This is a genomic window from Desulfopila aestuarii DSM 18488 (assembly GCF_900143695.1).
In the GTDB taxonomy this organism is placed as follows: domain Bacteria; phylum Desulfobacterota; class Desulfobulbia; order Desulfobulbales; family Desulfocapsaceae; genus Desulfopila; species Desulfopila aestuarii.
The window spans coordinates 1-21,118 of the sequence record NZ_FRFE01000037.1 but is presented as its reverse complement, the minus strand read 5'-3'; the positions used below and the strand labels follow the sequence as shown (position 1 = coordinate 21,118).

At 50.1% G+C, this 21,118-nt stretch carries 17 protein-coding genes and 1 pseudogene; 7 read left to right on the top strand and 11 right to left on the bottom strand.

What is annotated here, in order from left to right:
• Nucleotides 1-6: 6 nt before the first annotated feature.
• The gene (locus BUF15_RS22800; RefSeq protein WP_073616124.1) at nt 7-738 is read left to right on the top strand and encodes an SDR family NAD(P)-dependent oxidoreductase; all 732 of its coding nucleotides are present in this window, start codon (nt 7-9) and stop codon (nt 736-738) included.
• A gap of 403 nt (nt 739-1,141) precedes the next feature.
• On the opposite strand, the gene trxB is transcribed toward BUF15_RS22800, so the two are convergent.
• The 4 genes from trxB to BUF15_RS22780 all read right to left on the bottom strand — a co-directional run bounded on the left by trxB (nt 1,142) and on the right by BUF15_RS22780 (nt 5,362).
• Nucleotides 1,142-2,074: a thioredoxin-disulfide reductase gene (gene trxB, locus BUF15_RS22795; RefSeq protein WP_073616122.1), complete on the bottom strand. Its 933-nt coding sequence runs from the start codon at nt 2,072-2,074 to the stop codon at nt 1,142-1,144.
• A gap of 11 nt (nt 2,075-2,085) precedes the next feature.
• Nucleotides 2,086-3,114, bottom strand: a complete 1,029-nt coding sequence (gene cydB / locus BUF15_RS22790; RefSeq protein WP_073616164.1) for a cytochrome d ubiquinol oxidase subunit II — start codon at nt 3,112-3,114, stop codon at nt 2,086-2,088.
• A 16-nt stretch (nt 3,115-3,130) separates the two neighbouring features.
• Entirely contained in the window at nt 3,131-4,675 is a 1,545-nt protein-coding gene (locus BUF15_RS22785) for a cytochrome ubiquinol oxidase subunit I (RefSeq protein ID WP_073616121.1), read from the bottom strand.
• A gap of 243 nt (nt 4,676-4,918) precedes the next feature.
• Nucleotides 4,919-5,362: an Lrp/AsnC family transcriptional regulator gene (locus BUF15_RS22780; RefSeq protein WP_073616119.1), complete on the bottom strand. Its 444-nt coding sequence runs from the start codon at nt 5,360-5,362 to the stop codon at nt 4,919-4,921.
• A 196-nt stretch (nt 5,363-5,558) separates the two neighbouring features.
• Between BUF15_RS22780 and BUF15_RS22775 the strand changes: the two genes are divergently transcribed.
• Nucleotides 5,559-6,158, top strand: coding sequence for a GNAT family N-acetyltransferase (locus BUF15_RS22775; RefSeq protein ID WP_073616117.1), 600 nt, complete (start codon nt 5,559-5,561; stop codon nt 6,156-6,158).
• A 756-nt stretch (nt 6,159-6,914) separates the two neighbouring features.
• On the opposite strand, the gene BUF15_RS22765 is transcribed toward BUF15_RS22775, so the two are convergent.
• Nucleotides 6,915-9,218, bottom strand: coding sequence for a hybrid sensor histidine kinase/response regulator (locus tag BUF15_RS22765; protein WP_084554407.1), 2,304 nt, complete (start codon nt 9,216-9,218; stop codon nt 6,915-6,917).
• Between the two features lie 450 nt (nt 9,219-9,668).
• Between BUF15_RS22765 and BUF15_RS22755 the strand changes: the two genes are divergently transcribed.
• From BUF15_RS22755 to BUF15_RS22745, 3 genes are read left to right on the top strand one after another with little or no spacing between them, the layout of a single operon-like run.
• Nucleotides 9,669-10,607, top strand: coding sequence for a 2-oxoacid:acceptor oxidoreductase family protein (locus tag BUF15_RS22755; protein WP_073616113.1), 939 nt, complete (start codon nt 9,669-9,671; stop codon nt 10,605-10,607).
• Nucleotides 10,604-11,854, top strand: coding sequence for a pyruvate synthase (locus BUF15_RS22750; protein ID WP_073616111.1), 1,251 nt, complete (start codon nt 10,604-10,606; stop codon nt 11,852-11,854). The genes BUF15_RS22755 and BUF15_RS22750 overlap by 4 nt, the downstream gene beginning before the upstream one ends.
• Nucleotides 11,847-12,767 carry a thiamine pyrophosphate-dependent enzyme gene (locus tag BUF15_RS22745; RefSeq protein ID WP_073616109.1) on the top strand — a complete coding sequence of 307 codons (921 nt, stop codon included), beginning with the start codon at nt 11,847-11,849 and terminating at the stop codon, nt 12,765-12,767. Before BUF15_RS22750 ends, BUF15_RS22745 begins: the two co-directional genes overlap by 8 nt.
• 219 nt (nt 12,768-12,986) lie before the next feature.
• On the opposite strand, the gene BUF15_RS22740 is transcribed toward BUF15_RS22745, so the two are convergent.
• The 6 genes from BUF15_RS22740 to BUF15_RS22715 form a co-directional block, all read right to left on the bottom strand.
• Nucleotides 12,987-14,180, bottom strand: coding sequence for a transporter substrate-binding domain-containing diguanylate cyclase (locus BUF15_RS22740; protein WP_073616107.1), 1,194 nt, complete (start codon nt 14,178-14,180; stop codon nt 12,987-12,989).
• Nucleotides 14,181-14,227: 47 nt separating this feature from the next.
• Nucleotides 14,228-14,656, bottom strand: coding sequence for a type 2 periplasmic-binding domain-containing protein (locus BUF15_RS26920; RefSeq protein WP_143170842.1), 429 nt, complete (start codon nt 14,654-14,656; stop codon nt 14,228-14,230).
• A gap of 330 nt (nt 14,657-14,986) precedes the next feature.
• Complete coding sequence (locus tag BUF15_RS22730; protein ID WP_073616103.1) at nt 14,987-16,636, bottom strand: Lcl domain-containing protein; 1,650 nt, start codon at nt 16,634-16,636, stop codon at nt 14,987-14,989.
• Between the two features lie 372 nt (nt 16,637-17,008).
• The gene (locus tag BUF15_RS22725; RefSeq protein WP_073616101.1) at nt 17,009-18,286 is read right to left on the bottom strand and encodes an APC family permease; all 1,278 of its coding nucleotides are present in this window, start codon (nt 18,284-18,286) and stop codon (nt 17,009-17,011) included.
• A gap of 105 nt (nt 18,287-18,391) precedes the next feature.
• A complete protein-coding gene (locus tag BUF15_RS22720; protein WP_073616099.1) occupies nt 18,392-18,874 on the bottom strand; it encodes a protein tyrosine phosphatase family protein in 483 nt (160 codons plus the stop codon).
• Nucleotides 18,875-18,906: 32 nt separating this feature from the next.
• The gene (locus BUF15_RS22715; RefSeq protein WP_073616096.1) at nt 18,907-19,269 is read right to left on the bottom strand and encodes a cupin domain-containing protein; all 363 of its coding nucleotides are present in this window, start codon (nt 19,267-19,269) and stop codon (nt 18,907-18,909) included.
• 140 nt (nt 19,270-19,409) lie between these two features.
• Between BUF15_RS22715 and BUF15_RS22710 the strand changes: the two genes are divergently transcribed.
• A complete protein-coding gene (locus BUF15_RS22710; protein WP_073616094.1) occupies nt 19,410-20,324 on the top strand; it encodes a LysR family transcriptional regulator in 915 nt (304 codons plus the stop codon).
• Between the two features lie 602 nt (nt 20,325-20,926).
• A pseudogene (locus BUF15_RS22700) lies at nt 20,927-21,118 on the top strand (IS5/IS1182 family transposase); the annotation flags it as partial.

Here is a 21,118-nt window from a genome sequence, read left to right as displayed (position 1 = left end):
TGGTCTATGGAAGGAAAAATAATAATCTATGGCGGTTCCGGCGGTATCGGTTCAGAAATCGCGAGACTCCTTCACGCTAAAAACATCCCCATACACATCGTCGCCCGAGACAGTGAGAAGCTGGCAACAGTAGCTGATGCATATAGCGCCAGCTATACGGTCGGAGATGTGATGAATCCCATTCTTTTCCCGAAGGTAATGGAGGATGCAGGAGATACCTGCAGCGGTCTTGTCTATGCGGTAGGCTCCATCAATACAGGAAGTCTCAGGCGCCTATCCTCGTCTGATTATCTTGATGATTTCAAGATTAATGGACTGGGAGCTGTACTGGCTGCCCAGGCAGCCTTTCCTGTGATGAAAAAGAGCCGTTCGCAATCGTCCATGGTCTTTTTTTCGAGCGTTGCGGCTATACAGGGGTTTCCGCTGCACTCTTCAATCAGTATGGCCAAAGGGGCTGTTAATGGCCTGGTTCTTGCCCTGGCAACAGAGCTGGCACCTAAGATACGCGTAAACGGCATCGCCCCTTCAATAACCGATACCCCGCTCGCCTCGACCATTATCAAAAACGATGAGATTGCAGAAAAACTTGCAGCGATTCATCCCCTGAAACGAATTGGCAAGGCTGAGGATATTGCCCGGCTGGCGGTCTTTCTGCTTTCAGAGGAATCATCCTGGATAACGGGTCAGATTATTAGCGTTGACGGTGGCAGATCGACATTGCACCCTGCCGGGACATAAGGTTGTTGCAACCCTCCCAAGGCGCCTCATCTCAGGACGATCACCATACAATCAAACAGAGGCCCACCATCACTGCTAACTTTTGTATCATGCGGCTTCTCAGAACGTACCATCACCCAGTTTTTCAAGCCGTTGATGGCTGTTGTCTGTCTGGACCAGGTTATTGAGGTTACAGACCGTTTTTTCCGCTTCGTATTGCTGTGTTTTTTAGACTATACGACATGCCCTGCCTCAGCCCAAGCCACCAGGCCCCGATCCTTTCAACGTTGCTCCGCATCTGGGTGAGATGATTTTTGATTGCAGTGAGTACAGCACATGCCATCAATCCAGTGAGCGTTGCTTGCGGGCAGACGCGGGGTAGAAGCTCTTGACCAGATGATGAAGAATGGCAGTGAGTAGGTGGTCAAACAGTTACCTTTGCAATATACCGCTCACTATCCAGAGCCGCCATGCAGCCTGTACCGGCTGCGGTTATAGCTTGTCGATACACCCTGTCAACTACATCACCGCAGGCAAAAACACCCTGCACACTGGTCCTCGTTGAATTCGGCACGGTAATTATATAGCCCTGGTCATCACAATCCACTTGCTCCTTGAATAACTCGGTTGCAGGAGTATGGCCAATGGCGATGAAGAGTCCTTCCAGCTCAATCTTTGACTCCGCAGCTGAACTGTTATTTCTCACCAGGACACCGGAAACATCAGTATCACCAAGAACCTCCTGAATTTCCGTATTCCAGAAGATACGGATCTTTTCGATCTGCATAACCCTGGTCTGCATGATGCTTGAGGCTCGCAACTCGTCCCTGCGTACAAAAAGATTGACTTCAGGGCAGATGTTTGAGAGATAGATGGCATCCTCACAGGCGGTATCGCCACCTCCTACGACGCCTACTTTTTTGCCGCGATAAAAAAAGCCATCGCAGACGGCGCAGCCGCTCACACCCCTGTTCACAAATGACTGTTCCGATGGCAGACCGAGGTATTTTGCAGCTGATCCGGTGGCGATAATCACGGTCTGTGCGTCATACTTCCCGCCATTTTCTGTCCAGACAGAATGGTAGTTTCCACCGGTGTTGAAGTCGACCCTGCTGACCGCATCGAGAACAACCTCTGCCTCATATCTCTCCGCCTGCAGGCGTAAATCTTCCATAAGCCTGGTGCCGGTCACACCTTCCGGGTAACCTGGAAAATTCTCGACCTCGTTGGTGGTGGTCAGCTGTCCACCTGGCTGTATACCCGTCAGCAATACGGGGGATAGATTTGCACGGGCGGCATAAATTGCTGCGGTATACCCTGCCGGGCCGGAGCCGATAATAAGATTTTTCAGTATCATACAGAGATTGATTAATAGCTATGATCGTCTAACTCAACCTTTCCTCGAAATGTCCAGTAGATCACAATGGTGTATGAAAGCACCATTGGCATTCCGATGGCAACGATGATGAGGCCGATTTTCTGAGTTAACTGGCTGGATGCACCATTGAATATGTTTATTGAGTATTCAGGGTTGTTCGATGCGGGCAAAAGATCAGGAAAAATTGCCGCGCTAAAGAGCAGGATAAGGGCGGTGATGGTCCCGCAGCTGCTCATAAAGGCGTAAAATGGCTTTTGCTGTTTTATAGCCCTCGGGATATTCCAGATGGCAAGCAGGTTCAGGGCCGGAATCAGCCATAAAAGAGGAACATCGCCAAAATTCCTGATCGAGGTTGATACAAAAAACACCGACCAGATTGTGACAATCACAAACGAAACCACATAGAAATAATAGGTGCCTTTCATCCAGCCGATAAGTCGCTGCTGCAGTTCGCCCTCTGTTTTCAGATAAAGATAAATTGAGCCATGCATGGCGAGTAGGGCCACGCTCAACACACCGACACTTATGGCAAAACCGGTAAGCATCTCAAAAAAGGTGCCCTGATAATCGCCAAGCTCGGAGAGTTCAAGGCCCTGCATTACCCTTCCGATTGCTACACCATACAAAAACGCGGCCAGAGCGGAACCAGCAAAAAAACCGATATCCCAACTTGTGCGCCAGAAAGGACTCACGCGCTTTGAACGAAATTCCAGGGAGACCGCACGAAAGATCAGGGCAAAGAGCAGGAAGACAAATGGCAGGTAAAAAGCGCTGAAAATCGAGGCATATGCATTGGGGAACATCGCAAAAAGCGCCCCGCCAAAGGTTACGAGCCACACCTCGTTGCCGTCCCATAGCGGCCCGATCGAGTTCATGATCAGTCTTCTCTCGGTATCAGTTTTGGCAACAAACGGGTGGAGAATCCCTACGCCAAGATCGAATCCATCAAGAATGGCATAACCAGCCAATAATACGATGAGAAGCGCAAACCATATCAGCGATAATATTTCAGGAGTCAGCATCGGGCACCTCCTCTTAAAGGCTGTTTTCAGTAAAGCGGGCATGCTGCCTCTCTGACGAGGCATCTATGAAACCACCTTTTTCATCAGGCGAAGGCTCAGGCAGAGGTTCAGGTCCAATGCGTATCTTACGATCGAGCACCATTATCCAGACTGCAATAAGAAAGAGATAGAGAACGGTAAAAAGTATGAGGGAGAGCTGCGCCTCAGATTTGTCCACCGCCGCACTGAATGAACTGCTGGTGCGAAGTCCCTGGAGTTCGTCATAGTAATATAATCCGTCTGCAGATAGTATCAGGTCTGTTCCATTTTCATTCCAGACAACCGGCGGATGCACGGTCCAGGGCTGCCGCCCCACTTCCGCCGCTATCCAGCCGCTTTGATTTGCCAGAATCACAAAACCGATCGCAAAAACAAAGCTCCAGAGGATAAAGGGTTTTTCGCGTATCCTTTTTTTGCTGTTATAGAACAGGGCAGCGCCACACAATACGATCATCAAGCCCCCGGTACCGACCATAACCCGCCAGGAAAAAAAGGGAATAGCCAGAGGCGGTCTGTCTTCCAGCCTGAATCTGTCGAGCCCCACCACCGGTTTACTGAAGGTGAAGTCATCGAAAACCATGAAGCTCAAGCCGCCGGGAACGCTTATCTCAAAATCGATGCGCTCCTCCTTTTCGTTGGGCCAGCCGATGAGATTGAGCGCAGCCCGGCCCGTCGTATAATGCCCTTCAAAGGCAGCCAGTTTTGCGGGCTGGTATTTATATACATTCTGTGCCTGAGTATGTCCGTTAACCCCAAGACCGATTGCAGCGATAAAGCTGAATACCAGGGCTCCGTTAAATGAATGGCGGGCAAACTCGCGATGCTTGTCTTGTAGAATATAATAGGCCGAAATGCTTAGGACGAAAAAACCACCCACCGCAGCACAACCGAGAAGCACATGACTTAAGCGCTGCACAGTCGATGGATTGAAGACCATCCCCATAAAATCGACAATTTCCGCCCTTCGCTGAACGACTCCATCAACCACCCAGGGAGCAAGAACTGTTTGACCGTCAGCCGTTATGGTTTGTCTCATTACCTCTACAATATGGTGTCCGGCCGGGGTCTGCTGCCAGCTGTTGGCGACCACGATCCAGATCGATGAAAATACAGAACCCAAAGCCACCATGTACATGCTGAACAGATAGAAGCCAGCACTGACCCGGCTTCTCCCAAAAGCGACCACAGCAAGAAAGCCGGACTCCAGAAAAAAGGCAAATATGCCTTCTGCGGCGAGAGCGCTGCCAAAGACATCACCGACAAATCTCGAGTAGGTCGCCCAATTTGTGCCAAACTGAAACTCCATGACAATGCCGCTTGCGACCCCGATCGCAAAATTGAGTACAAAAATCTTTGTCCAGAACTGGCAGGCGATGGCAAACACCTGCTTTTTGGTGAAGTAGTACCGTGTTTCGAGGTAGGCCAGTATGATCCCGAGCCCGATGGTGAGTGGCGGGAAAATATAATGGAACATCACGGTAAAAGCAAACTGCAGGCGAGACAAAAGAAGAACGTCCATATGCTCCTCCATGGTGCAGATGGTACATTACATGTCACAAGTGGGTGTGAAAAATGACTGACGAGAAAAAGACCAACCAACTCCATCCACAGGTTAACTGAAAAATAAGGATGGGTCAACCATAGTACAGTTGAACAGTAGCCTTGTTTAGCTTAAGAAAATTCTAAAGTATGAGGGGTTAGTAATGCAAATAATCGCTTAATGATTAGCAACCGAGATTGTGCTGAGGATATCTTTTCAAACTTAAAAAATAGATTTAATGTCCTCAAGAACGAATGAACTATGTGTGCCATTTACTCCCTTAATATTGCTAATATCCCGTAATACAACATGATAATAATGCTGCATGTCCTTTGCTACAATCTCAAGCATAAGATCAACCTCGCCTGACACCGCCGCAATACTGATCACCCCATCTATATTGGCTAAATCCTTAGCAAGCTTATCCCATTTTGTATGTATATCTCGAATAACGCCACAATACGCTCTAACTGTCAGTCCAACCTTACTACGATCTGTGAGAGCTCTATATCCCTGTATTACACCAGTTTTCTCTAATCTTGAAATCCTACGAGAACAGCTGGAATCCGACAAACCTACCCGCTTAGCAACCTCTACGTTTGAGAGACGCCCATTCATTCGTAAGACCTCAATTATTTTTTTATCAAAATCATCAAGATCAACCATGTGCAAACACCTCCCATTTTAACATTGTTGAAAATTTCAACATGCACAATTCCTTCATACATGGCGCAATTTTGCATGATCCTTGATAATAATGCAAGAGCAGAACATGAATATTGCAACGATGCAAGCATGGAGTTATTTTTTGCGATGAGTAGTAACCATCAAAAATTACTAGAATGAAAACATGTCACATTCGATGAAATACAAATTCAGATACAAGATATTTGCAGAAGCATTATATGATGCTCTTCAGGAAGATTCCTTTTACAATACGATCGAAAAATCAATAGATTATCGCTCTACAAAAGAGGCGATGGTCAGGTATTTCGATTATTCCATTGTGGAATCTGAACAGTATGGCGATGTAGTTGTTCCTCCTGACCATTGTTATGGGATATCTGTATGGACAAAGCCTCTTAGGCAAGACTTGGAAACAGAGAGGAGTAAAAAGAAGAAAGAGTTTCTGGAAAAGTATATGGGAGGGGCCAGTTTAAGTACCTATAACTCTATCGTTGATTTTATGTCTGAAAAAGCCTCTTCTTTAGTACCTGAAAATGCCTGGTATTTATCTATTTTAGGAGTACTTCCTCAGCATCAGGGGAAAGGTTTAGGTGTTGGCCTTGTAGACAAAATATTAGATCAGACAGACAAGGCCGGGATACCAACCTATCTTGAAACATTCACCCCGAAAAATATCTCATTCTATGAGAGGTTGGGCTATAAGCAGCTTGAATGTATTTACGAGCCGACGACAGAGGCAGATTATTGTATTATGATGCGTGAACCATTGAAATAGAATGTCACTTCGCCTTATGGTGCGGTGAAAGCAATTAACATCACGGTATTGGTTTTCAGGAGTGCCTTTTACCATGGTAAAGGCTCGTGTTGGCAATATTACTCACTTAAATAAATCCGCAAGCTTACCTTTTTTCCTGATTCATTTTTGCCATCGCAGATAACGCCATGCCGTTTCAGCTTATAGATGAGATAAGTCGTTGAAAATCGTCCCTCGAACAATTTGTCCAACTCCAATGAAAAAAATGATGAGCATTTAATGGGCCAGCATGGAACCGGTCCTTAAAAGAGGCATATTTTCAATATGCTCTCATTTTTTCATCAGCTGGGTCAGCTAAGACCTTCTGGGACTGCGATACTCATGCTATTGTCGTGTCCTGTTTTTTCTTTTGAAGAAATGTGTTTGCAATGAGGGAGAGATGCGTCGACAGCAACGTCACCGTCTACGCAGAACATCGGAAGGATATGCATGGCACTGGCGAAGACATGTGCCTTTCTTGGTCAATACGCAATGAACCGGCACGAAGCTATGGAGCTCCATATTGTTAAGGAACTACATGTATTTAACCAGTATGAATTGAGCCTTGGCTGCTTTGATGCCCACAACAGGAAGATCTTTATCCTATCGTATCAAAGCTGCGCCTGCGGCTAGAAACAGTAAGCTTCTGGGGGCTCATTTGTACTGAGCGCCTCAATCCCTCGATCGCATGGGAAGCACCACACACTACTTCAACTTTCCACCTCATCCCGAAGCTGTCTATCCATCAAGAACTTTGCGGATAAGTGTTGAAATATCTTTGATTGCCAGAGGTTTCATGGCAAACCCTCGGATCCCCAGGGCCTGTGCTTTTTCTTCAGATAATGTTTTGCTGTAGCCTGTGCAGATAATTATCGGCATATCGGGCCGTATTGTCAGCATTCGCTGGGCAAGCTCAAATCCTGTCATGGCCGGCATGGTCTGATCGGTTATCACGACATCGAACAATAAAGGAGCTTGCTGAAAAACGCTGAAGGCTTCTACACTGTTCGTGAAAACTGTCACCTTATATCCTAAGTGCTCCAGCATGGACCGACTCATGTCTGCAACAATTTCCTCATCGTCAACCAGTAGAATCCGTTCATTGCCTCCTGTAACTGTATGCTCCTCAACTTCCAATGAAGGCGCCGTTTGTTCGACAGCAGGTAGATGAATATGGAACCGGGTTCCTTCTCCCAACTCACTTTCAACTGTAATGAAGCCGTCATAACTCTTAACAATGCCATGGACTATGGCTAATCCCATACCTGTTCCTTTGCCGACTTCTTTGGTCGTAAAGTATGGATCAAAAATTCTCTCACGCACTTCGGGCGCAATCCCGGGACCGGTATCGCCAACTGTGATAATGACAAAACGGCCGTGGTTCATAATTGGATGCTGCTGTAAATCCTCAGAAGATAATTCTGTGCTCTTTAGAGAAATGGTGAGGGTCCCACCGCTCAGTTCCATCACATGGAATGCATTGGTGCAGAGATTCATCAAAATTTGATGAATCTGCGTCGGATCGGCGAGAATAGTCTCAGTATCATCCTCGACCTGTTGAATTATGTCGATAGTGGAGGGCAGCAGCGGTCGAAGCAGTTTGATGGCTTCTTCAATGATTGGGCTAACCCGTAACAGTTGTCGCTTGGTATCTTCCTGCCTGCTAAATGCAAGAATCTGGCTCACCAGTAAAGTCGCCCGCTGGATTGCTGTCAACGCTTTGTCAAGAAGCTTGGCCACAGGAGAAGTTGTCGGAGTCAAATTCCGGGCGAGATCCACATTGCCGAGAATAGCACTGAGGATATTATTGAAATCATGGGCAACCCCGCCTGCGAGAGTGCCGATGGCCTCCATTTTCTGGACCTGCATGAGCTGGTCCTCCAACCGTTTGCGCTCCTCTTCAACTTGTCTACGCTCAGTGATATCACGAAATTCAGTTACACGAACCTCATGACCCTTGTATGGAATATTGCTGCCACGAATACTCAGTGGATAGGTGGAACCGTCTTTTCGAAGACCTTCTACATCATAGGTTGCTTCATGACCTAAGCGGATTTTCTCTTTAACCATCGACCTCCAATTTGGGGCAATAAGCCGAAGACCGTCCATTCCAATCAATTCATCTCGACTATAGCCAGTTATCTCAGAGAGTCCCTGGTTACAGTCAATAATCACACCTTGATCGTGGATAGCAATACCACCAAAGGAAGCGTCATGCAGGGCCCGAAAGCGCTCTTCGCTTTCTCTGAGCTTTTCTTCAGCTATCTTGCGTTCTGTAATATCACGAACAATGCCGATGGTATGCCATGTGTCGAGCACGTGGAGGCTGGACAGGGAAAGTTCAATGGATATCTCATGACCATCTCTGTGGCATGCTTGCAGATCAAGAGTGCTGTTTATGGCATTGCCTTCTCCTGTTTGCTGAAATTTACGAAAGGCCTTGGCATATTGCTGGTGATATCGAGATGGCGCCAGGAGAGTGTGAAGGTTTTTACCTCTGACGTCTGAATCAGTGTAACCGAAAAGCTTTTCAGCCGCAGGATTCCAGAGAGATATGAGCCCGTTCTCATCCATCATTATTATGGCATCCTTGGTTGAATCTGTGATAGCACGGAATCGGGCCTCACTTTCATTGAGCAACTCGTTATCTTGTTTTGTTTTTGCAATATGATGGTAGATACTGCAGAATGCTTCGCGGTCATCCCACGTTATCCTGCTTAAGCTCACGGCCACATGGATATTGGTTTTATTCTTATGCTGCAGGACAGTTTCATATACAGCTTGCCCGTGCTCAAGCACAGATTTGACTCGTTCTGGGATCTCTTGGGCTTCCTCTCCGGTCTCTAACTGGTTGATCTGCATCTTTGACAGCTCTTCAAAAGAGTAGCCGAAACAACTTGAGGTCGACGGGTTGGCCTTTAATATGTGGTAATCGTCATCCCAGACAACAATGGACTCAATCGCATTCTCGAAGATCGAATGGTAATTGTTCATGCACTGCTTTAGCGTTTCAGTGCCTTCTTGATGTTGTTTGATTTCCATAGAGAAGTTCCGAAGACATTTACAGGTTAAAGTGACAGTAACGTCTGAGATACCGAGCTCTTCAAGAGAAAACTGTCATCTTCTTTGCAGTATAATGCTTTTGTTCATCATAAGTACAGAAGCGCCGAAAAGTTCCTCATCGTATATTGTAAAAATCTATCTTTAAAATAGGTTGTTAAGGTTGTTTTGGTAATCACTTAATTAATATATCAATTGTTTTGCTGTAAGGGGTTGAGGCCGAATGAGTAAATGTGCAATAAAACCTGGAGTACTGTCCCTTCATTTCCTTTTACCTGGTCAACAGTGCTATAATAAAGGTACCAGACCACCTGAATTGAGCGAGACGCGGAGCGTCATCACAGATTGATACGGAACCGGAAACCGGACCCCGAGATATCCGACCTGGGTTACCCACGGCTCCGCACCCTTACAATATGAGGAGGTGTGACTATGTATCGCATTCGCTTTCATGGGCGGGGAGGGCAAGGTATGAAGACCGCAAGCCGCATTCTCGGTCGGGCCTTTTTTCTTGCAGGATATGAGGTACAGGACGCACCACGCTATGGTGCGGAACGCCGTGGTGCTCCTATCTTCGCGTATGTCCGGGCGGCAAAATCACCGATCAACGAACGCGGGATCATCCAGCACCCGGATCTCGTGGTCGTCGCCGACGACAGCCTTATAGGTCTGCCGGCGGCAGGAGTTCTCTCAGGTTTGACGGACCGGACCATTTTCCTGTTCTACTCGGACACGGATGAGAAGAGCTGGCAACACCGGCTCAACCTGAAAAACACACTGTTCACTATCCCCGTCGACACCCAGGCCGTTGATCCGCTGCAGCGCCGATATGCTGGAGTGAGCTGCGTGGGTGGAGCGGCCAGGTTAACGGGTGTCCTTGATCAGGCGACCTTGAAGAAGGCCATCGAAGAGGAAATGGCGGACCGATCACCTCATACCGTCTCCACCAATATCGATCACGCCAACGCAACTTTTTCCCTGCTGGCGCAACATGACACGATCATTGAGGAAGGTGCGGCGATCAGTGCCGTTGGGTATGAACCACCGAAATGGCTCGAGCTGGCCCCAGATCCGGCTGCCATCTGCGCCCCGGCCATTTACGGCGGTGGCACAAGCAGCAAGGTTCAGACCGGACTCTGGCGAACAATGCGGCCTGTTATTCAATATGACAAATGCCGCCAATGCTGGTGGATCTGCTCCACCTTCTGCCCGGACAGTGCCATCTCGGTCACCGAGAACCGCTATACCAGGATTGATTACGACCACTGCAAGGGTTGCATGGTCTGCGTGATGCAGTGCCCATCCCACGCCATTCTCGCCATAGCGGAGAAGGACGCGGATAAGGTTACACTACAGGAGGTGCCATCATGAAACGAACCCTGTTAACCGGCAATGGAGCGGCGGCCTGGGGTGCCCGGCTTGCCGCCGTCGATTATATTCCGGCATTTCCCATCACCCCGCAGACCGAGATTCTGGAGACCCTCGCCTATTGGGTCGACAACGGTGACCTTGACACCCGGCTCGTCACGTTAGAATCGGAACATTCCATGATAACCGCGGCAGGGAGTTCCGCTGCAACCGGTGTCCGTACCTTCACTGCCACCTCGAGCCAGGGACTGTTACATGGCATGGAGATGATCTATACGGTTGCGGGTTGGCGTGTACCCTTTGTCATGGTCAATGTCTCCAGGGGTCTTGCCGCTCCGCTCACTCTCGAGTCCGATCATAACGATATCATGGCCGCCCGGGATTCCGGCTGTCTGCAACTGCACTGCGCTACCTGCCAGGAAGTGCTCGACTCCATTCTCATGGCCTACCGGCTGGCGGAACATCCGGAAATCAGACTGCCGGTCATTGTTAACCTCGATGGATTTTATCTCTCCTACACTCGGGAACCTGTTGCCATTCCAGATGATGATGCAAGCCGCACCTTTGTCGGTGAATTTGACTCAGGATCCATCCATTTCAAGGCCGGAGCACCCCTGAGTCACGCCTCGGCCGTCCTTGGCGGCTCTACCTATTCCTATTTCCGCTACAGCCAGCATCTGGCTGCACAACGAGGCCTGAGTGTCTACGAGGAGATTGCCGAGGAATTTGCGAGGACCTTTGGCAGGCGTCACGATGCTGTAGAAGGATACCGCCACGAAGATGCCGAGTATCTCTTTCTTATGATCGGTTCCTTTGCGACAAAAGGCAAGGAAGCTGTGAACAGCTTGCGTGATGCGGGCTGGAAGATTGGACTCATTCGTCCCCATATGCTGCGTCCGTTTCCCGTCGAGCGGATATATTCGCTTGCCAGAGGTAAGAAAGCGATCGCGGTCATCGATCAAAACATCTCCATGGGTAAGGGCGGCGTGTTGCACACTGAACTGGCTTCCGCTCTGTACGGCAAACCGGGAGCCCCGCCAATCCTGGCCAGCTTCATCGGCGGCCTGGGTGGCCGGGATCTGCCGTATGAAGAGCTTTTTGAAATTGCCAAAACGCTGCGAGACAGCGCTGCTGCTGGCGCCACTCCACCACCCCGGCTGCTCTACACCGAAACAGAGTTGTTGGAGATGCGCAAGCTCCAGGCAATTGCCGGAGTCCGCATTCCCTTTGAGGAGGTGCACCATGACTGAAACCGCATTTCAACGCCAGAAAGACCTTCCCAAAAGCCATCTGCTCAGCGCGGGTACGCCTATGTGCGCCGGGTGCGGAGGATTGGAGGCGATCCATATCGCCTATGATGTCCTTGGCGAAAATACGATCTTCGTCAACGCCGCAGGCTGTATGACCCTGCTCTCGGTCTACCCGTTTACACCATTTCGCGGATCCTGGCTCTACACCGCTATGGGTGCGGCGCCGGCAGGTGCGCAAGGGGTGCGCGACGCGCTGGATATCCTCATGGACAAGGGGAGAATCGAGGTCGCTGATGACCTGGATGTGGTTGTTCTTACCGGTGACGGCAGCGGCTATGGCATGGGCATCTCAGCCACCTCCGGCACCATAGACCGTTGTCTCGATTACCTCTACATCGTTTATGACAACGAAGGCTATGGCAACACTGGCCAACAGTACTCCGCAGCGACGCCTCACGCTGCCCGAACCGCAACGAGCAGATGTGCATATGGCCACAAAGGGTTCAAAAAGGATCTGTTCTCGATCCTTGCAGCCAACGGCGCAGCCTATGTCGCAACGGCCATCGGTTCCGAACCACTTGACCTGGCACAGAAAATAGAAAAAGCCAAGTCTATTTCCGGCCCGCGCTTTATCATCACCCTGGCCCCTTGCCCAACCGGCTGGGATTTCGATCCGAAGGAAACCATGACCATCGGCAAGCTGGCGGTACGTACTGGAGTCTGGCCACTGAAAGAGTTCACTGACGGCAAGGTCAGCCACAACAAGACCTTCAGCAAGTTGTTGCCGGTTGAAACCTACCTGGAGCAACAGGGCCGCTTCAGACACCTGTTTGAGCCGCAAAAAAAAGAGGCTGTTCTGCGGGATATTCAAAATTCTATCAACAGGTATTGGCACGAAGTGGCGACGATCTGAGATCATGTGCGTTTCCGCCGCCAACAGTTATGCAGTTCCATGGCGGCGACAACGGTGATTGCCAGGCAAACCAGGGGGGCGAGGGTGGGTGCCCAATGGCGTCAGCTGCAGAGTATATGCTGCATGGAAGGAATATGCATGGCCGCCCTAATGATAAGACGTCCATCTGTTATTTGAGAATTTGATACCCGGATTCTTTCTTTTTCTCCAGGAAGAGGCCTAAACAAAGTCTCCGTTTATGTTCTCAGCGCTCTTTAAACAGATTTGATTGCGACCAGCGGATTTTGCTTGGTAGAGAGCTTCATCGGCGACCTGGTAGATCCTGCCGATATCGTCGTAATCCGTAAAGTCTTTTATAGTGCAAACGCCAATAGAAACAGTCACAATTCCTGGTGGATTGTATTTATGCAGTATGTTCAAACCGCGAATGCACGAGAGAATTTTTTGGGTACAGAGAACAACATCATCGGGATGTGACATTACCACTACAGCCCCGAATTCCTCTCCTCCCATGCGGAACACCATGTCGTCATGGCGCTGAAAGACTCTTCGCAACTCAGCGCCGATGGCTGATAAAACCTTATCTCCATTAGGGTGGCCGTAATTATCGTTGTACTTCTTGAAATTATCCACGTCCAACAAAATGAGGGCAAATATCCCGTGTTCCTCCTGCGCTCTGCGCAAGAGGACAGGGCCAATGTCATTAAAATGTCGTCTATTGAAAAGTCCGGTAAGTTCGTCACGAATCGCCAGGTTCTCAAAATACTTTCGCTCGCTAACGTCCTGGTAAATGGCTGTATAACCATCATTCCTGTCATTTTCTCTTCTGAGCGGAGAAACCACCGCTTCCACCCACATGATCGATCCGTCTTTCTTTAGCAACTTCACCTCGCCCTGCCAGTGATTGCCTTCTTGGAGGGTTTTCCAAATCTGATGAAAGGCATTGGGACTATCTTCTGCCGGACTGCCCAAGGACATAAGCGGCTGTCCTATCAAATCTTTACAATCAAAGCCCGTGACGCGGCAAAAGGCTTCCGTTACTTCGGTGATAATGACATTTTGATCCATCCGTACGCTTAAAAGATGCGGATCCAGTGCTTCTACAGCCATTTTGATGCGTTTGAATCGGCGCTGAACAAAGAAGACAATCGCTAAAGCGCAAAGAGTCAGCAGGCCTGCTCCTATAAGAACTGTTTGTACCCAGAGGGAAGAGATCATCTTCTTCTCGTACTCGATTCTAAACCACTTTTCCCAGATGGCATTTTTGCGTTCCTGAGGAATTGCCGCCAAAGCTTTATTGAAAATCGGGATGAAATCTTTTATCTGCTGGGACGTATTCAGGGCGAACTTCGATGGAAAGGGGAGTTCACCTGAGATCTTGATATTGGTAAGAGGCATGTCAGCCAGAGCCATGGAAACTCCGGTGAGTTCGCAGATAAAGGCATCATATTTTCCAGTGGCTACGCCGCGAAGACCCTCTTCTGGGCCGATATGGGTAAAGGGGGGGGGAAACCTCCAAGTTGAACCCATTTGGATTCGATGGAGAGTACCCCTGCCACACGCATGGATTTGAGGGTTTCCAGGTCGTCGATATAGGCGGTCTCCTTTCGGGTTACAATCACAACCGGTACTTCGATATACGAATGGCTTCGAAATAATTCGGGGTGATCACTGGGAGAATTCCCCAGTATAACGCTGGGCATTATATCAGCTCGTCCATTAATCAGAGCCTCGTGAAGGACTTGATGGTTATGCTGTGCGGCTAGGACGACATGAAAGCGAATTCCGGTGATGGCTGTAATCTCCTGAAGATAATCCGCAGCCACACCCTTGAACATATCCTGTTGGGCCTCGCTCACGTGTATCAGATCATCTTGCTTTTGATGCATTTCGAGTTGACCTGGAGGGGGAGCTGGCCCACGGTAATAGCTTATGAGCTTTTTTTGGTCAGGTGGGACCGGATTGTTTGGCCTTTGCTCTTGAGCTGGCAATGGCGGAGGAGGGGCTGGGGCTGTTGCGTCACCCCAGAAGGAGATGGGAGCAGGGACTCCACTGACTGCTAAACGGAGTGACGGATGCGCTTTGATCCAGGCCAGTTCTTGGGTTGTAAAACCTGTGTTGGTTTTTCCCGCGCAGATGCCGGGACTTATGTGGAACAGGAGTAAGAGCACTATTAACTCCACAGTGACATGTTTTGCGTGGTTCACTGTTCCTGTCCTTTACGGTTGGGGTTGTCGCAATGGTGGCCCGGTCGGAGCTTCGTCGGCTGTAATATAACCATCTCCGTCATTATCGAAGTCAGAAAAATGTTGTTTGGGACCATCAAATTCTGAGTCAGATACTTTTCCGTCCCTGTTTCTATCTAATCGCTGAACCCATTGTGTACCGGTTGGTTGGTCTATGCCGCTTCGTCCCTGGCGATCCATTGCACGGTTTTGTTGTCGCGGTGGGATACCTTGTGGCGCACTTCCGGTTCTTAGATCCTTGAAACCACCCATGTCAATTTGGTGTGAGTCGTTGTTTATACCGGCTTCCGGGCCAGGCATTGCTTGTAGAAATTGCCTCAGTGCAGCCGTAGCTTCCGGGCTGAATTCTGTGATAATATTTACCGTATCAGGGTAACCGCTTTTCGTCTTTGAAGGTGTTCCGAGGTGTGCAATCACATATCCCCCACGAACCAACCGCACCAGATTCAGCACTCGTCGTGAATCTCCCTGAGGGCCCCAGCCAGACTCAGGCTCCCCTGTTTTGGGGTCGCTACGTTGGGCACCGGCTCCGTGGACATCCAAAGCACGACCCTGCATCTGACCCATGGCCCTGCCGAAGGCTATATAGACAGCCATCATCGGCTGGGGTCCTTCTACGTGGGTAGTGGAAGTCCAATAAAAACCAAAATCTTTGTTTCCGGCTTCATTGATCACCTCTGTTGATTCGAAAATAGGGGCTATGGCTGGCGAGAGGGTAATGTCGGGCGAACGGGTATAGTCGACGATTGATTGCAATTCCTTGGCGTTGGGCAACCGCCAGTCACTATACCCGGCAAATTCTTGGGATGCTGCATACTGGAGCGCTTCCTCCCAATTCATGGCTCGTGCCGAGTCCCTTTGCATCCACATAAGCCCGGTGGCCCTGTCTGTAATCGTCCCGTCTCCGTTGTCCCTGAAATCGTTTTCACCGTAAGCGTTTCCACGCACATAGCGAACGTAAAATTTCTTCACGTGGTATGAACTGCCAACTCTTTGGTAACCGTAGCCCTTGATACGCCCATCTGCGAAATTGACCCCAAAGAGGGTTTGCATATTACCCATTGTCGTGCTGACATACGGTGTTGCAGATAGCCATTGAGCATCGATATAGCGTTCACCTGCGGCCGTGTTTCCATATCGGAAATCAAAATAATCGGTATCTATAAACGGGATAGCGTCTGGCGGAGAACTGGCGACAGCTCCATATCTCCCGGGAGTTCCGGTGCGGCCTTGAAAATTGATCAGGGTGTAGAGCTCTTTGATCGTAGGGATCCGCCAGTCGTGGTGTCCGCCCAAAGTCATCTGGAGAGCCTTTTGCTGGGCCTCTATCAGAGAGAGTTTGCCTTCATCTACTCCCTTTGACCACATCAGACCGGTAACATTGTCTGTAACTGTGCCATCGCCATTGTCGGTATAGGAGGGTTGCCTGTTCTGGTAGTGGGCGTCCTGGCCGTAAAAGATACTTTCAGGACCAGGGCAAGGGATATGGCGTCGATTGTCATAGCATAGATTTTGCCCGGTATCCACGATTGGAGATGGTTCATTGGCTTTCACTGTGTCCCAGGGGTTGAAGCATACCGCAAGTATGACGGCAAAAAATATGCAGTTACTTTTTCTGGCCATTCCAGTGTCCCTTTAACCTCTTTGTTTCTTGTATCGCCTCTTTGTCGAAATCAATCAAGGTAATGGGAATTGTGATGGTTTGCAAGCAAGATTAGGCATCTTGGCTCATGAGCAATATTCGGAGATTGCGCGATATACTGCACCTGAAATACAGGTATTTGTCTAAGAGAGGTGCCAGGAAGTAATTCCTGCCGAAGAACTGCACTTATCCGTTTCGTATTCCATGTTCCTGCGGATGTTCGGCAGCTGCAAGGAGTCGTTTCTCATGACACCCACCTGGCAGAAGGTGTGAAAAAAGTCGAACGGAGCATGTGGATATGGGGAGAGAGCTGCGACTAAGAAGTTGACACCTGCGGTTTGTCTCTTGCGACTCTATATCTCCTGCATAGGCTTGCCGTCTGCCTGCAAGATACGCCGCCGAAGAGGGAAAATCCGCGGCTTCAACATACAGAGGGCAACCGCCACAAGGGATGCCAGTATCAGTAGGGAACTACGCAGGAGGATGAGCGACAGGATCAGGCTGAGCGTTGTACCGATCACTTTTGCTGCGGTGTCGTCAAAGATCCTCATGGCACTGATGATGCCGATCATGGCGTTGCAGATAAAGAACCCGTTGGCGATCGCCACCAGTTCTTCAATATCGAACAACTCCAGATACACCCCGCCGAGCAACCCGAGGTGGACCAGGGTGAGCAAACCAAGGGCCACGTAAGGGGCGCCGGTGCGGGAGCGGGATGCCACGCCTCTCGGGAGAATTCCCTCATCGCCAAGGGAAGCCATGAGCCGTGTAGTACCGCCGACAAAGAGCAGGATCGCGCAGCCGCAAAGCAGGAAAGCCAGTACGCTCATGATCGGGGAAGCGAGTCCCCCTAGGACGGTGCCGACTATTGCGGCAAGGGAAGGGACTGCACCGGAAGCCGCCGCGGTTTGGACGGCCAGTGCCACGGTGATGGTGACGGCCGCGATGACCAGGGCGCTGAATGTGACTGCGCGCGGCAGGTTTTTTCTCGGGTGATGAATTTCGCCGCTGTAATTGCCGATCACCTCCCAACCTACCACTGACCAGAAAAGCAGCAGCAGGGTATATAGAAAATCGTCGGGGTGGAACGTTGATTGCGGAATAATGCGCACACCATCCTGCACCAGCGCGGCAACACTGCCACAAAACAGAACGCTAATTGTTGCAGAGCTGGCGACCAGGGCTACAGTACCGATGAAGGAGAGTCTCATGAGGAGCAGGCCAAAGGTCGTCAGGCTGAGAAAAATACTAACCAAAATCCGGCCGGGACCGGCAGCGGGAAACAGGTAGGTGGCGATGGTCAACATGGCAGCGACCGGCCCGAAGCAGACGGCGCCAACCAGATACACCGAGGTGAGCTTCTTCACCCGTGAACCAAAGGCTCTTTCCACCGCTGCAGTTATTCCTGAATCTCCCGGATAGAGCAGGCTGAGCCTGCCGAAGATCCAGGCAAAGAGCATCGAAATGCAGACTGTGGCGGCCCAGGCGGTTACGGCCCAGTCCCCCGCCAGCTGTTGGGCGAGCGGAGGCAGGATGATTATCCCGGAACCGAGGATCGGGCCGATGATGAGGCCACTCATCCTGATCGGGCCGATCTTGTCTTGTCTGGAGGGCGTGGTTTGTCTTTTCATAGTTCTGGGTTATGCTATTGGCCAATGTCCTGCATCATGCAGGAGACTGCGAAAAATCGCGCATCGTAGATGGGCAGCCAGATTGTCTCAATAGGTAAGCCGTGCTCAGGTGAAATCCTCTTCATTCAGCCCTGCCTCTTCAAGGACCCGGTTAATGAACCAGAACCACTGATCGGTCGGCGTCCAGATTTTTTGCAGGCTCCCTGCGGCAGAGCGATGACTGAGCCCGCCGACAACCCGACGATAGAGGTAGATGAAGGCAGAGACCCGCATGTTCTTGGCACAGTGGATGAGCAGGGGGCTCCTGTTGACAAGAGGAAACAGAGACGCAAACAGGGCGTAGTCGTCCGCCAGGGGAGTCTCCCAATTTACTGGGATTTGCAAATACCGTATCCCCTGGCCGGTGATAATCGCCGCCTCATTTTCGACCGCATTGTCGGAAGTAGGCAGGGCGAGGTTGATCACTGTGCGTATCCGCTGGCTGCCCAGCGCTTCAAGCTGCACCGGGGAGGGCTGCCCGGAGGTGTGGAGATGTTCGTCAAGCTGAAGGTAATTCGGCAGTGTTTGCAGGGAGTGTGCTGGGTTCATTCGGTAACCACCCGTGTTGTTTATAGAATATTTCAAAGAATGGATCGGGGATTCTCCACCGTCCTTTCGTTGACAATGTTGCCGGTATTGCGTGTCGAGGCTGGTTCGAAGAGCATGATCTCAACTTCCTCAGCGGCCACGGGCATATGCTCTACTCCACGGGGGATCACGAGGAACTCTCCTTGCTCAAGGAGTTCCTTGCGGTCCCTGAAAACAATCTCCAGCTGCCCGCGTACGACCAGGAACATCTCATCTTCTTCCTCATGGTGATGCATGAGGAACTCCCCCTTGACTTTAGCTAGCTTCACCAGCTGGCCGTTCAGCTCGCCCACGACAAGGGGCTGCCAGTACTCATTGATTTTTGCGAACTGTTCCGCGAGGTTGATCTTGTCCATAATCTTCTCCATCATTTATGGTATGTGTGTGACAGCCAATTGAATTAATGCTATATTTGTGCCTATTCTTAAGAGAATACCATAAAAATGCAAATTATCTTTTTCAATTGAGGCGTTCGAATTTATCGAACGGTAACAAGATGGAGCTTTATCAGGTCAGATCTTTTCTGGAAATTGTCGCCACTCGAAACCTGACCCGCGCCGCTGAACAGCTCAATATCAGCCAGTCGGCACTCTCCTCCCAGATACGGCTGCTGGAAGAGGAGCTGGGGGTCCAGCTCTTTGCCCGCTCTGCAAGGGGAATGGAGCTGACTGGCCAGGGCCGGATCCTTCATTCTTATGCTGAAGATGTGATCCGTGCCGCCCAGGACATGCAGGCAAAGGCCGAAGAGATCAGTGGCAGAAACTTTGGTACCTGCAGGATCGGTCTGAACACTGATGGCGCGTTCCTCCAGGTCAGCAGGTTGAGCAGGGCGCTTGCGGCCGTCCTTCCCGATGTCAACGTGGTGTTTGTCTCAAGCCAGACGATACGAACACCTGAGATGCTCAGGCAAGGGTTGATCGATGTCGGTTTTTTCTTTGGCGACTGCCAGGACAGCGGGATCGAAACAGTCTTTGTGAGCAACTTCAGGATTGCCATTGTGGTCCCTGACTCGATCCTGCCCAGGGGAAGCGAATTGGATTGGCATAAGGCTGCGGCCCTCCCATGGATCTGGTCGGTGTGTGACTGTCCGTATTACCAGATCGTCCAGGACAAGTTCGACGGTCATGGCCTGCTACAAAAAAAGGTGGTTGACGCCATGGATGAAAGTGTGGTGCGCGAACTGGTCCTCGACGGCCAGGGCCTGGCAATCATGCGCGAGGATGAGGCTCTGGCGGTAGCCGGCAGCGGCACGGCCTGGGTCTGGGATGACGTCCGTTTCACCTTGCCCCTGCGTCTTGGCTGGCTGAAGCAGGCCGGTGAAAACGGAACACTTCAGACGGTAAAAAACACTATTCTGCTCCTTTGGCAAAATGGGGGTAGTGCATCTAGGGATGAATTCAGAATCGGGTGAAACAGCTTGCTGCACACAAGTATGTCAAACAGGAAAAATTCCAAGTGATAGATCCCAATGCTGCAGGTATTGACATCGGCTCGCAATTCCATGTTGTTGCCGTCCCTCCCAATCGGGACCAGGATCCTGTTCGGCCTTCAGGACTTTCGCCGGTGAACTGCATCCGCTGACAGAATGGTTTAAGGCAATCGATGTTGAAACCGTGGCGATGGAATCGACTGGTGTTTACTGGATCCGTCTTTTTGAGATTCTGCAATCTTGATGATACGTTTTTTCAAACGCAAAGGTTGGATGTGAGGGATGGGGCTGTGGGACTGTGAATCTGCCGTCGAGAGTTACCTTCTCCAAAACTTTTGTTTATGTGAGCCTCTTGCAAAAAGACGTGTAATAACAGAATCAGGGAATATTTTGATTTAACATGCTGAAATAATAGAGCTTCATGGCATTTCCTGGTATGGTTTTGTATCCAGCAAAACCAATCCAAGGAGAATGCCATGAAGCTCATAGACACGATATCATGGTTGATGGGACGTGTCCAAGGAAGTCTATTTCCTCATCTAAACCAATGCTTGCCAACACCGTTAACTGAACAGGAGGAACGATTGGTATCAATTCTGGAACTTGTCCAGGTTGAACGATATGTACCGAAAAATATAACCAATTATCGTTATCCGGGGCGAAAGCCTCTCGACCGGCAGGCTCTGGCCCGAGCGTTTGTGGCAAAAGCGTACTATCGCCTTGCAACAACCAGCGATTTGCGCCGAGCCCTCCTTTCAGCCATGAATTTACGGCGG

Excerpts from the sequence above, each read along its gene's own strand:
- BUF15_RS22800 (WP_073616124.1), top strand. The coding sequence starts at position 7 with ATGGAAGGAAAAATAATAATCTATGGCGGTTCCGGCGGTATCGGTTCA.
- trxB (WP_073616122.1), bottom strand. The coding sequence starts at position 2,074 with ATGATACTGAAAAATCTTATTATCGGCTCCGGCCCGGCAGGGTATACC.
- BUF15_RS22785 (WP_073616121.1), bottom strand. The coding sequence starts at position 4,675 with ATGGACGTTCTTCTTTTGTCTCGCCTGCAGTTTGCTTTTACCGTGATG.
- BUF15_RS22780 (WP_073616119.1), bottom strand. The coding sequence starts at position 5,362 with ATGGTTGATCTTGATGATTTTGATAAAAAAATAATTGAGGTCTTACGA.
- BUF15_RS22775 (WP_073616117.1), top strand. The coding sequence starts at position 5,559 with ATGAAATACAAATTCAGATACAAGATATTTGCAGAAGCATTATATGAT.
- BUF15_RS22765 (WP_084554407.1), bottom strand. The coding sequence starts at position 9,218 with ATGGAAATCAAACAACATCAAGAAGGCACTGAAACGCTAAAGCAGTGC.
- BUF15_RS22755 (WP_073616113.1), top strand. The coding sequence starts at position 9,669 with ATGTATCGCATTCGCTTTCATGGGCGGGGAGGGCAAGGTATGAAGACC.
- BUF15_RS22750 (WP_073616111.1), top strand. The coding sequence starts at position 10,604 with ATGAAACGAACCCTGTTAACCGGCAATGGAGCGGCGGCCTGGGGTGCC.
- BUF15_RS22745 (WP_073616109.1), top strand. The coding sequence starts at position 11,847 with ATGACTGAAACCGCATTTCAACGCCAGAAAGACCTTCCCAAAAGCCAT.
- BUF15_RS22740 (WP_073616107.1), bottom strand. The coding sequence starts at position 14,180 with ATGGCTCTGGCTGACATGCCTCTTACCAATATCAAGATCTCAGGTGAA.
- BUF15_RS26920 (WP_143170842.1), bottom strand. The coding sequence starts at position 14,656 with ATGCATCAAAAGCAAGATGATCTGATACACGTGAGCGAGGCCCAACAG.
- BUF15_RS22730 (WP_073616103.1), bottom strand. The coding sequence starts at position 16,636 with ATGGCCAGAAAAAGTAACTGCATATTTTTTGCCGTCATACTTGCGGTA.
- BUF15_RS22725 (WP_073616101.1), bottom strand. The coding sequence starts at position 18,286 with ATGAAAAGACAAACCACGCCCTCCAGACAAGACAAGATCGGCCCGATC.
- BUF15_RS22720 (WP_073616099.1), bottom strand. The coding sequence starts at position 18,874 with ATGAACCCAGCACACTCCCTGCAAACACTGCCGAATTACCTTCAGCTT.
- BUF15_RS22715 (WP_073616096.1), bottom strand. The coding sequence starts at position 19,269 with ATGGACAAGATCAACCTCGCGGAACAGTTCGCAAAAATCAATGAGTAC.
- BUF15_RS22710 (WP_073616094.1), top strand. The coding sequence starts at position 19,410 with ATGGAGCTTTATCAGGTCAGATCTTTTCTGGAAATTGTCGCCACTCGA.